The following is an 11,567-nucleotide window of genomic DNA, read 5'->3' as shown; positions in this document are numbered from 1 at the left end:
CCGGTTTCTCTCGCCACCCCTCCATTCCTCGCAAAGCCGGCAAAGCCACCTTCCGGTGTCGGCCCATTCGTGCTAGAGCGCGGCCATTCCTTTTCCCAAACCGCACTCCCCCACGAGGCTTCATCCCATGACCGTCGTGTCCAAAGCCGTTCCCGTTCCCGAACTGGTGACCGTCAAGCGCGCGCTTCTTTCCGTTTCCGACAAGACCGGGCTGATCGATTTCGCCCGCGCCCTTGAGCAAAAGGGTGTCGAGCTTCTGTCCACCGGAGGCACGGCCAAGGCGATCGCGGAAGCGGGCATCAAGGTCACGGACGTGTCCGAGGTGACCGGCTTTCCGGAGATCATGGACGGCCGCGTGAAGACGCTGCACCCCAAGGTGCACGGCGGTCTGCTCGCCATCCGCGACGACGCCGAGCATGCCAAGGCGATGGAAGACCACGGCATCGAGCGCATCGACCTGCTGGTGGTCAATCTCTATCCGTTCGAGGAAACGGCGGCCTCCGGCGCGGATGCCGCGACCGTCATCGAGAACATCGACATCGGTGGTCCGGCGATGATCCGTGCGGGTGCCAAGAACCACGCCTACGTCTCCGTCGTGGTGGACCCGGCCGACTATGCGAAGGTGCTCGATGCGCTCGACGCCCATGACGGCAAGATGCCGCTGGAGGTTCGTCGCAAGCTGGCGGCCAAGGCGTTCGCGCGCACCGGCGCCTATGACGCCGCCGTGTCCGGCTGGTTCGCGAACGAACTCGACGACGTGACGCCGGACTATCGCGCCTTTGGCGGCAAGCTCGCCGAGATCATGCGCTATGGCGAGAACCCGCACCAGAAGGCCGGATTCTACAAGACCGGAGAGAACCGGCCGGGCGTCGCCACTGCCCGCCAGCTCCAGGGCAAGCAGCTTTCCTACAACAACATCAACGACACCGACGCGGCCTTCGAACTCGTTTCCGAGTTCGACCCCGCGCGCACGGTGGCTGTCGCCATCATCAAGCACGCCAACCCCTGCGGCGTGGCGGAAGGCGCCTCTCTCGCCGATGCCTACCGCAAGGCGCTCGCCTGCGATCCGGTGTCCGCGTTCGGGGGCATCGTCGCGCTGAACGGCAAGCTTGACGAGGAAGCGGCCGCCGAGATCGTCAAGATCTTTACCGAAGTGATCATCGCCCCCGATGCGGACGAGGCGGCGATCGAGATGGTGGCGAAGAAGAAGAACCTGCGCCTGCTGCTGACCGGCGGTCTGTCGGACCCGAAAGCGGCCGGCGTGTTCTTCAAGTCGGTTTCCGGCGGCATGCTGGTGCAGTCGCGCGACAACGGTTCGGTCGATGATCTGGACCTCAAGGTCGTGACCAAGCGCGCGCCGAGCGAGCGCGAGCTTGCCGACCTGAAATTCGCCTTCCGCGTGGCCAAGCACGTCAAGTCCAACGCCATCGTTTATGTGAAGGACGGGGCGACGGTGGGCGTCGGCGCCGGGCAGATGAGCCGGGTGGACTCAGCCCGCATCGCGGCGCGGAAAGCCATGGACGCGGCCGAGGCCGCCGGCCTTGCCGAACCGCTCACCAAGGGCTGCGTGGTGGCGTCTGACGCCTTCTTCCCGTTTGCCGACGGCCTGCTCTCGGCGGCGGAAGCCGGCGCCACGGCGGTCATCCAGCCGGGCGGATCGATGCGCGACGACGAGGTCATCGAGGCCGCCGACGAGGCCGGCCTTGCCATGGTCATGACCGGCATGCGCCACTTCCGCCACTGAACGGAAAAAGCCCCCGGTATCGCCAAAAAGACCATGTTCTCAACGTATTGAGACGCAACGCTCCCCGCTCCGGCTGTCATGTCCTGGGCGGGGAGTTGTGCGTTTTTTTCCCGCGCGTCGCTCCGGGATTGCCGGTGACGATGATCCACCCATGCGCGTCCGCATGCCAGGCCGTGGGGCGGGATTAAGTATTCCCTCCATTTTTGAGTAAATGAATATTTTAGAAAAATACCGTTACGTTACTTTTGGGTGCGTGATAATAAGTAAAAATACCAATATAACTATCGAGCAGCTAGATGACAGGACACATTCATAAATCTGAAAGAGTGTATTGCTAAATATCGTAACTCCAAACTCTCCCTTGTTCTCAGGGTATTCCGGAGTCGATTGATGTTCCAGAAGTCGAGTGTCGCGACAAAGCTTGTCGTCACCAGTGTCGCAGCCCTTGCCGTCGTGCTGTTGATCGGCATTGGCATCATCGGTTGGCAGGCCTCAACCGTCACCCGGGATCTGGCGACGCAGCAGGCTGAGGCGGTTGCCCGGGAACAGGCGCAGATGGTTCGCCGAACGCTGGAAAATGGCCTCTCGGTTGCCAAGGCGATGGCGGCTTCGCTCACCGGCATGCGGAGCAACGGTGTCACCGACCGGGCCGGATGGACCGCCGCGGTGAAGCAGGTGGCCGAGCAGAACCCGCAGCTTTCAGGTGCCTGGGGCACCATCGTCGACAATCAGCTTGATGGACGCGACGCGGAATTCAAGGACGACAAGACGACCTGGGACGGCAAGTGGAGCCCCTATTTCTACCGGGATGGGGAAGGCAAGCTTGGCTATCGTCCGATCATCGATCTGGGGGCGGAGGACGGCTGGTATTATGTGCCGGCCAGAACGGGCAAGCCGTTTGTCACCGAGCCTTACAGCTGGGAGGCCGGCGGCAAGACGGTTGTGGGTGTTTCCTTCGCCGTTCCGCTGCGCGACAGTAACAAGATCATCGGCGTCGCCGGCGTCGACCTGATGCTGACGCCGCTTTCCCAGAGCCTCAACGCGTTGAAGCCGCTTGGCACGGGCGCAGTCTACCTGCTTTCCCACGAAGGCAAGTGGATTTCCCACCCCGATGCGGCCCTTCTCGGCAAGGATTGGTCGGAAGGGCGTTCGCCTGAGGACGCAGAACACTCCGCCGCCGTTCTCGCCGCGATCAAGAATGGCACGTCCTATTCCTATGTCGGCTACTCCAAGACGCTTCAGAGCGCTGTGCGCCGTATCATCGTGCCCGCACCGATCGGCGACGGCGCCTCGCGCATGGCGGTGATGGTCACCGTTCCCACCGCCACGCTGAGCAAGGCGTCGTGGAACATCATGACCATGACGGGCCTGGTCGGGCTCTGCCTGATGCTGGTGGTCGGGCTGGCGATCTATGCGGTCAGCACCCGCGTCGTGCGGCGTCCGCTCAACTCGGTTCTCAACAGCATCCAGGCGCTGATCGATCGTCGGTATGACGAGCCGGTGGCCGGCACGGAGAAGCATGACGAGATCGGCGAGATCGCCGGTGCGCTGGATGTGTTCCGCAACAAGCTGGCGGAAGGCGAGCGGCTTTCCGCCGAGCAGGAAGAGCAGCGCCGCCAGCAGATCGCGCGGGCGGACAAGGTTGCCCAGCTGTCGAACGCCTTCGACCAGAAGGTCTCCGCCTTGATCCAGACGGTGCTTGGCCAGTCGTCCGACCTCAACAACGCCTCCGACATGCTCTCGCATGGCGCGGATGAAACGAGTCAGCAGAGCGCGGCGGTGGCCGCGGCCTCCGAGCAGGCCTCCGCCAACGTCGAGGCGGTCGCATCGGCTGCGGAAGAACTGCTGGCCTCCGTCGGCGAGATCGGGCGGCAGATGAAGCTCTCCTCGGCCATTGCCGAAGAGGCGGTGGGCCAGGCGCAGACCACTAACGGCAAGATCCAGGGTCTCGCCCATGCGGCCAACCGCATTTCCGAGGTGGTGCGGCTCATCAACGACGTGGCCGAGCAGACCAACCTGCTGGCGCTGAATGCCACCATCGAGGCGGCGCGCGCCGGCGAGGCCGGCAAGGGCTTCGCCGTGGTGGCCGCGGAAGTGAAGGAACTCGCCAACCAGACCGCGCGGGCGACGGAAGAAATCGCGACGCAGATCCAGTCGGTGCAGACCGAGACGGCCGGATCGGTGGAAGCGATCGAGAACATCACCCATACGATCGAGAAGATGAACGATATCGCCGCCTCCATCCAGAACGCGGTCGATCAGCAGGGCGAGGCGACGCAGGAGATCGCCCGCAACATCCAGGAGGCGGCCACCGGCACCCAGGATGTGGCCCGCAGCATCGTCACCGTGTCGCAATCGGCCAACGAAACCGGCTCCGCCGCCCGTCAGGTCGGCTCCGTCGCCCATGTACTGCAGGACGAGGCGAAGCGTCTGAAGGATGAGGTCGACGGCTTCCTGGGCGGCGTGCGCGCGGTGAGCTGAGGCTGCCTATCGCTTGCACAGCGCGCCCGTCTTGCGCAGGCATTCATACTGGCGGGCGCGTTCCTTCCAGAAGGTATTGTGAAAGGGCAGGTTCGGATTGCACCGGACCTTGGCCACGGCGCGTCCGTCCGGCGTGTCGTAGTTGCCGGCCTTCTTCGCCTTCTCGCACGACGCGCGCTGTTCGGCCTTGGAAAGCTTCGCGGCTTCCACCGGCGTGCCCGGCAAGGCAGCAACGGCGATCAGGCCGGCAAGAATGATGCGCAACAGTGCGGTCATGACGGTCTTCCCCCGAAATAAGACAAGTATGAAAAGAACAGGACTCGCTTTGCGAGAGCCTAGATCGCTTCGTGGTTCGGGGGGCAACCGGATCGGGGGGATTTGTGCCTGCGGCCCATCCTTCGAGACGGCCTTGTCAGGCCTCCTCAGGATGACGTTGTCCGTGTTGAAGCCTCCGTTGAACCAGCAACACACTCAACGTCATCCTGAGGAGGCGCGGTAGCGCCGTCTCGAAGGATGGGCGGCTTGCTTTCATCTCGCATCTCGCATCCGGCCCCTTCGGCCGAAACGCTCCCGTCTCGATTAAAGAGCCTCGTCCTGCGCCGCGCGCCGCGCCGGCACTTTGGCCAGCAGCACGGCACCCGCCGCGAACAGCACGATGATGGCCGAGATGCCGATGCGCTGGCTGCCCGAGACGGAGGTGACGAGCGCCACGGAGACCGGGCCGATGAAGCTCGTCGCCTTGCCGGCGAAGGCGTAGAGGCCGAAGGTCTCGGTGATGCGATCCGGCGGAGCGAGATGGACGAGCAGCGTGCGCGAGGCGGCCTGCAACGGCCCGGCGGCCGCTCCGATCAGCCCGCCCAGCACCAGATAGAGCATTTCCGGTGCCGAGGCGAAGAGACGGCCCGGCTCAGGCGGAGCGACATCGATGACGAAGAGGATCGTGTCCCGGTCGATGGAGACGATGGCCAGGCAGCAGCCGATCAGGATCGCCATCGCCCCGACCAGCACCGGCTTCGGCCCCAGCCTGTCGTCGAGAACGCCGCCGGCAAGCGCACCGGCCGTGCCCGTGATCGTCAGCAGGATGCCGAACAGGCCGATCTGCATGGTCTGCCAGCCGAGCTGGCCGGCGGCATAGATGCCGCCGAAGGCGAAGAGTGCGGTCAGCGCATCGCGGTAGCCCATGGAGGCGGCGAGGAACAGCCACAGGGTTCTGTCCTTTCGCGCCCGGACGAGGCTTGAGACGAGACGCGTCACCCCGAGCCCCATGGCACGGCGGACGGGCATTCTGCGCGCCGTATCGGGCACGAAGACGAAGAGCGGCGCCACGAAGACGAGATACCACAGCGCGGTGAGCGGCCCCGACGCGCGGTCGCCCGCGAAGGTGGCGGGATCGAGCCCGAAGGCGGGCAGGTGGCCGAGCAGGGTCCGCCCGGTATGCGCATCGGCGGCGAGAAATCCGAGCACCACCACGAGGCTCAACAAGCCACCAAGATATCCCGTCGCCCAGCCGATGCCGGAAAGCCGGCCGAGGCGTTTCGGCCCGACGAGATCCGGCATCATGGCATTGGTGAAGACGGTGGCGAATTCCGCGCCCAGGCTTGCCAACGCATAGGCGGCGAGTGCAATAGCGATGGCGCCGGGCGCACCGGGCACGGCGAACCACAGTGCGCCGGCGCCGCAAATCAGCATCACCGAGAAGGCGGCGATCCACGGCTTGCGGCGGCCGGCGGCATCCGCCACCGCGCCGAAGACCGGCGAGGCGATCGCGATGACGAGGCCGGCGGCCCCCGTCGCATAGCCCCACAGGCTTTGTCCCTCAGCCGGCGTCGCGGCGAGATGGGCGGCGAAATAGGGCGCGAAGACGAAGGTGGTGATCAGCGTGAAATAGGGCTGGGCGGCCCAGTCGAACATCACCCAGGAGGCAAGGGCCGCGGGCGAGGCGCTGCTGCGTTTGGCTGGAACTGTCGTCAGGGTGCGCGCTCCCGTCGTAACGGCTCGGGTGGAGCATTCCTCAAGGGCATAGGCCCTAGATCATTTTCCCGCCCGGCGGAACCGGAACGCGGGGATTTGTGCGCGCGGCCCATCCTTCGAGACGCGCTCTTGCGAGCGCTCCTCAGGATGACGTTGAGTATGTTGATGTTTCCGAGGAGGCCAACAACAAACACAACGTCATCCTGAGGAGCGCCTTCGGGGCGCGTCTCGAAGGATGGGCGACTTGCTCCCGCCTGACCACGCATTGCCGGACCGGCCCCGGACGAGGGGAGGCCGGGTCGTATCCCCGGCGCCCACGCCCCGCGCCCCGCTCGTGTGGCGGGCCTCACCCCCGTGCGAGATCCCCAAGCAGGCTCGCGGCCACCGAGAATTTCGAGACCGTCAGCGTATCCGTCTCGGTGATCTCGGTTACCGCGCGCGTCGTGCGGGCGACGTCCTCGCGGCGCGCGCCGACCCAGGTGTCCATTGCGCCGTCTATCTTGCCGTTGGCCGATTTCAGAACGTCCGCCGTGATGCGGCGGTGGGCGGCGGCGAGCGTTGAGCGGGCGCGGTCGAGCGCCAGGCCGTCGTAGTAGTCGGAGATGTGAAGATCCTGCGCCAGCGCGTCGATGCGGCCGATGCGGAAGGTGGAGGAGACGTCGAAGAACACCGGCGCCACCTCTTCCGGCGCGCGCCCCGCATGCTCGGCGATCAGGATGATGTTGGGGATCATCACGTCGACGCCGAGCCGCGCGATGCGGTTGGCGAGCGAGGCCGGAACCCCGGCCCGTTCCCATTCGTGGCCCTGTTTGGCGATGCGCGTGCGCAGCGCGTCGGGCAGGATGTCGGGCAGGCGCGGGGAGAGAAGCGCGATGCCCGCCTGGAAGCGCTCGATCACCGCCTCGATGCCTTCCTCGAACGAGATCTCGCGCAGGAACCAGACGGTCTGGTCGTGCACCAGGTCCTGCACGGCGGAATAAAGCTCCAGCTGCGTTTCGCCCGGCACCTTTGCGTCGAGGGTGTCGATCTCGCCGTTGAGCGCGATCAGCCGGTAGGCGCCGCGCACGGCGGCAAAGGCTTGCGCGATCTGCGCCGCGTCCGCGCCGGTCTGGTCGCCAATGCGGGTGAGGAAGGTCGGCCCGCCGCGGTTGATGATCGAGTTCGCCAGCATGGTGGAGATGATCTCGCGCCGCAGCCGGTGGCCGGCGATCTCCTCGTGGTAGTTCTGCTGCATCTCCGGCGGGAAATAGCGGAAAAGCTCCTTGCCGAGATAGGCGTCGTCCGGCACGCCGGAGTTAAGCAGCACGTCGTGCAGCGTCAGCTTGGCATAGGCGAGCAGCACGCCGATTTCCGGCCGCGTCAGGGGCGTGCCGGTCTTGGCCATGTCCTCAAGGGTCAGATCGTCGGGCAGGTATTCGACCGAGCGGTCGAGCAGCCCTTGCGATTCAAGCTGGCGCATCATGCGCGCCTGATAGCCGAAATCCTCCATGCCGCGGAGCGATGAGAGCGAGATCGCCAGCGTCTGCAGGTAGTTGTTGCGAAGAACCAGCTCCGCCACTTCATCCGTCATGGAGGCGAGCAGCTCGTTGCGGGCCGGGATCGTCAGCCGGCCGGAACGCACCGCCGCGCCCAGCGCGATCTTGATGTTGACCTCCATGTCGGAGGAGTTGACGCCCGCGGAATTGTCGATGGCGTCGGAGTTGCAGCGCCCGCCCTTGCGGGCGTACTCGATGCGCGCCTTCTGGGTGACGCCGAGGTTCGCGCCCTCGCCGATGACCTTGCAGTTCAATTCCTTCGCCGTGACACGGATGGCGTCGTTGGCGCGGTCGCCCGCATCCGCGTCCGTCTCGGTTGTGGCGCGCACATAGGTGCCGATGCCGCCGAACCACAGAAGATCGGCCTTTGCCCGCAGGATCGCGCTCATGATCTCCGAGGGCGCCGCGCGCGTCTTGGAAAGGCCGAGCGCTGCCTGGGCTTGCGGAGAAAGGTCGATCGACTTCGCCTGGCGGGAGAAGATGCCGCCGCCGGCGGAGATCTTCGTGGCGTCGTAGTCCTGCCACGAGGATCGGCCCATCTCGAACAGGCGCTTGCGCTCGGCAAAGCTTGTCGCCGGGTCGGGATCGGGATCGATGAAGATGTCGCGATGGTCGAAGGCGGCGACGAGCCGGATCTGTTCGGACAGCAGCATGCCGTTGCCGAACACGTCGCCCGACATGTCGCCGACGCCGACGACGGTGAAGGGCGTGGTCTGGATGTCTATGTCCATCTCGCGGAAGTGGCGCTTGACCGCCTCCCAGGCGCCGCGCGCGGTGATGCCCATCTTCTTGTGGTCGTAGCCGGCCGAGCCGCCGGAGGCGAAGGCATCGCCGAGCCAGAAGCCGTGCGCCTGCGAAATCGCGTTGGCGGTGTCGGAGAACGTCGCCGTGCCCTTGTCCGCGGCCACCACCAGATAGGGGTCCTCGTCGTCGTGACGGATGACGTCGGGCGGCGGTACCACCGTGTCGCCGTCGAGATTGTCGGTGATGTCGAGCAGCGTGGAGACGAAGATCTTGTAGGCCGCCGTGCCTTCGGCGAAGATTTCTTCGCGCGTCCCGCCGGCCGGCAGCCATTTCGGCACAAAGCCGCCCTTGGCGCCCACCGGCACGATGACCGCGTTCTTCACCTGCTGCGCCTTGACGAGCCCAAGCACTTCGGTGCGGAAATCCTGCGGCCGGTCGGACCAGCGCAAGCCGCCGCGCGCGACCTTGCCGAAGCGCAGGTGCAGGCCTTCCACGCGAGGGCTGTAGACGAAGATTTCGCGGAAGGGGCGGGGCTGCGGCATGCCCTCGATGCGGTGGGGATCGATCTTGAAGGCGAAGACGGGCACGTCCGGATCGCCGGGTTCGCGCTGGGCCGGCGGCTGGTGGAAGTTGGTGCGCAGCATCGCGGAGATCACGGCCAGGAAATGGCGCAGGATGCGGTCGTCGTCGAGGCTGGAGACCTCGTCCAGCGCGGCCGTTATCTCGTGCTCGATGCGGGCCGCGGCGAGCGAGGCATCCGCATCGGAATGGCCGGGGTCGAACCGGGTGTGGAAGAGCTCCACGAGCTTCGCCGCGACAGCCGGGTAGCGCCCGAGCGTGCCCCACATGTAGTCCTCGGAATAGCGCACCCGGATCTGGCGCAGATAGCGCGAGAGCGCGCGCAGCATGGCGATGTCGCGCCAGCCGAGATTGGCCGAGAGCACCAGCGCGTTGTAGCCGTCGCTTTCCGCGGTGCCGCTCCAAACCGCCATGAACAGGCCTTCCAGCCGCTTCAGCAGATGGTCATGCAGGTCGAGCGGCGCCTCGAACCGCGAATCGAGCGTCAGGTCGTGCAGATAGGACATCTGCCCTTCGGCCGGCGTGATGCGGTAGGTGCGTTCGTTGATGACGCGGAAGCCCATGTTTTCCAGCATCGGCACGCGGGCCGACAGCGGAATGGGCGTCTCGTGATGGTAGACCTTGAGCGACACGCGGTGGTCACCGTCGCTCTCGCGGCGGTAGAAGTCGATGGCCGTGTGCCGCTCCGGGCTCAGCGCCTCGATGATGGCGATGTCGGCGAGTGCGGTGGAGGCGTCGAAGGCTTCCTTGTAGCCGGCCTGGAAGGCGTCCTGATAGCGGGTAGCAACCGCGCGCGCTTCCTCCGGCTCGTAGACCTTGTCGAGCGCGGCGTGCAGGTCGTCGGCCCAGGTGCGCACGATGCCGGCCACAGCGCTTTCCAGCTCCTCGCGGTCGGGATCGGGCGTGGTGCCCTCGTAATGGCCGATGATGAAGTGGACGCGGACCAGCGGGCCTTCCGGGTAGGTCACGTACCAGGCGGAGACGCGGCCTTCGTAGACGTTCGCGAAATAGTCGCCGATGCGGATGCGCACGTCGGTGTTGTAGCGGTCGCGCGGCAGGAAGGCGAGGATGGAGACGAAGCGGTCGAACTCGTCGCGGCGCGGCAGGATGCGGATGCGCGGACGCTCCAGCAGCTGGAGAATGGCCTCGGCGTTTTCCAGAAGCAGCGCGTCGTTGACCTGAAACAGCTCGTCGCGCGGATAGGCTTCCAGAATGTTGGCGAGCGCGCGGCCGGAGTGGCTGTGCGGATCGTAGCCGGCGGTGTCCAGGCAGCGCTGCACCTTGCGCCCGAGATAGGGGATGGCGCGCACGGATTCGGTGTAGATGGTGGCGGCGAAGAGGCCGACGATGCGCAATTCGCCCGCCAGCTGACCGTCATCCTCGAACAGCTTCACGCCGATATAGTCCATGTGCGTGCGGCGGTGGACCTGGCTCTTGACGTTGGCCTTGGAGATGATGAGCGGCTGCGGTTTCAGCAGGAATTCGCGAATTTCCGGCGTCATCACCACGAACTCGCGGCCCTTGCGCAGCACGTAGACCTCCGGATCGGTGAGAACGCCGAGGCCGGTGCCGCTTTCGCGGGTCAGCGTGCCCGTCTCCACCCCGCCGTCGAAGCGGTAGATGCGCATGCCGAGGAAGGTGAAATTGTTGTCCTGAAGCCAGTCGAGGAACTCGATCGCCTCATCGAGCTGGTCTTTCGGAACGCCGGGAGGCGGCGTCTTGCGGTAGCCCTCGACGGCCTCCGCAAGGCGCTCTCGCATGGGCTGCCAGTCGTTGACGGCGAGACGCACGTTGCGCGCGACGCTTTCAAGCCGCTGGGCGAGATCGGCGCGCACCTCGCCCGACACGATGCGGGCGACGTGAATGTGGACGATGCTCTCGCGGATCGAGTGGCTGCTTGCGTCCTTGTCGCCGGCGTGGCTGGAGACGAGCGCGCCGGCTGCGTCGCGTTCCACGTTCAGCATCGGGTGCACCATGAGATGCACTTCCAGCCCGCTGTCCTGGACCTCGCCCATGATGGAATCGACCAGGAACGGCATGTTGTCGTTCACCACCTCGATCACGGTGACGTGGTGATGGCGGGTGGCGTCGGTGTCGAAGACGGGGTTGGTGATCCGGATGCGCGGCGTCGCCGGCGTGCGGGTGGCGAAATCGGCCCAGGAGGCGCGGGCGAAGGCCGCGAGTTCGCCTGCGGAATAGGAGACGATGTCCTCCGCCGCCGCATGCTTGAACAGCGCGAGTGCATAGCGCGCGAGGCTGTCGTCATCCACACCGCCTGAGAGCTCGTGGCGCATGGCGTCGAGGAGCTGGCTCTTGCGCGTTTCCTTCGGGTCCGTCATCGGATGTCCTTCTTGTGAGCCGTCGACTGCTGGCCTGTCGAGCGGGTCGCGAGCGCGGCGCTTGCCGGAAGATGTGGTCCGGCCGCGGGCGCGTTCAACCCGCGACAGCGAAGCTAAGCCTCTGAATTGTAAAAAAATCGCTCAGCATAAGCTGCGGTGTTCTACGTGCTGCGA

The 11,567-nt window shown here is 65.7% G+C and carries 5 protein-coding genes; 2 read left to right on the top strand and 3 right to left on the bottom strand.

Annotated elements, in window-relative coordinates:
* Positions 1–127: 127 nt before the first annotated feature.
* Positions 128–1,744, top strand: a complete 1,617-nt coding sequence (gene purH / locus V2L18_RS17940; protein ID WP_336179672.1) for a bifunctional phosphoribosylaminoimidazolecarboxamide formyltransferase/IMP cyclohydrolase — start codon at positions 128–130, stop codon at positions 1,742–1,744.
* Positions 1,745–2,134: 390 nt separating this feature from the next.
* On the top strand, positions 2,135–4,225 hold the full coding sequence (locus V2L18_RS17935) for a methyl-accepting chemotaxis protein (RefSeq protein ID WP_336179671.1): 2,091 nt from the start codon (positions 2,135–2,137) through the stop codon (positions 4,223–4,225).
* A 6-nt stretch (positions 4,226–4,231) separates the two neighbouring features.
* On the opposite strand, the gene V2L18_RS17930 is transcribed toward V2L18_RS17935, so the two are convergent.
* The 3 genes from V2L18_RS17930 to V2L18_RS17920 all read right to left on the bottom strand — a co-directional run bounded on the left by V2L18_RS17930 (position 4,232) and on the right by V2L18_RS17920 (position 11,393).
* A complete protein-coding gene (locus V2L18_RS17930; protein WP_336179670.1) occupies positions 4,232–4,501 on the bottom strand; it encodes a hypothetical protein in 270 nt (89 codons plus the stop codon).
* A 303-nt stretch (positions 4,502–4,804) separates the two neighbouring features.
* A complete protein-coding gene (locus tag V2L18_RS17925; protein ID WP_336179669.1) occupies positions 4,805–6,136 on the bottom strand; it encodes an MFS transporter in 1,332 nt (443 codons plus the stop codon).
* A 406-nt stretch (positions 6,137–6,542) separates the two neighbouring features.
* Positions 6,543–11,393, bottom strand: a complete 4,851-nt coding sequence (locus tag V2L18_RS17920) for an NAD-glutamate dehydrogenase (protein ID WP_336179668.1) — start codon at positions 11,391–11,393, stop codon at positions 6,543–6,545.
* Positions 11,394–11,567: the final 174 nt, after the last annotated feature.

The organism is Breoghania sp. JC706 (assembly GCF_037026715.1).
Classification (GTDB): domain Bacteria; phylum Pseudomonadota; class Alphaproteobacteria; order Rhizobiales; family Stappiaceae; genus Breoghania.
The sequence above is the reverse complement of the archived record's forward strand: the minus strand, read 5'-3'. Positions and strand labels throughout refer to the sequence as shown.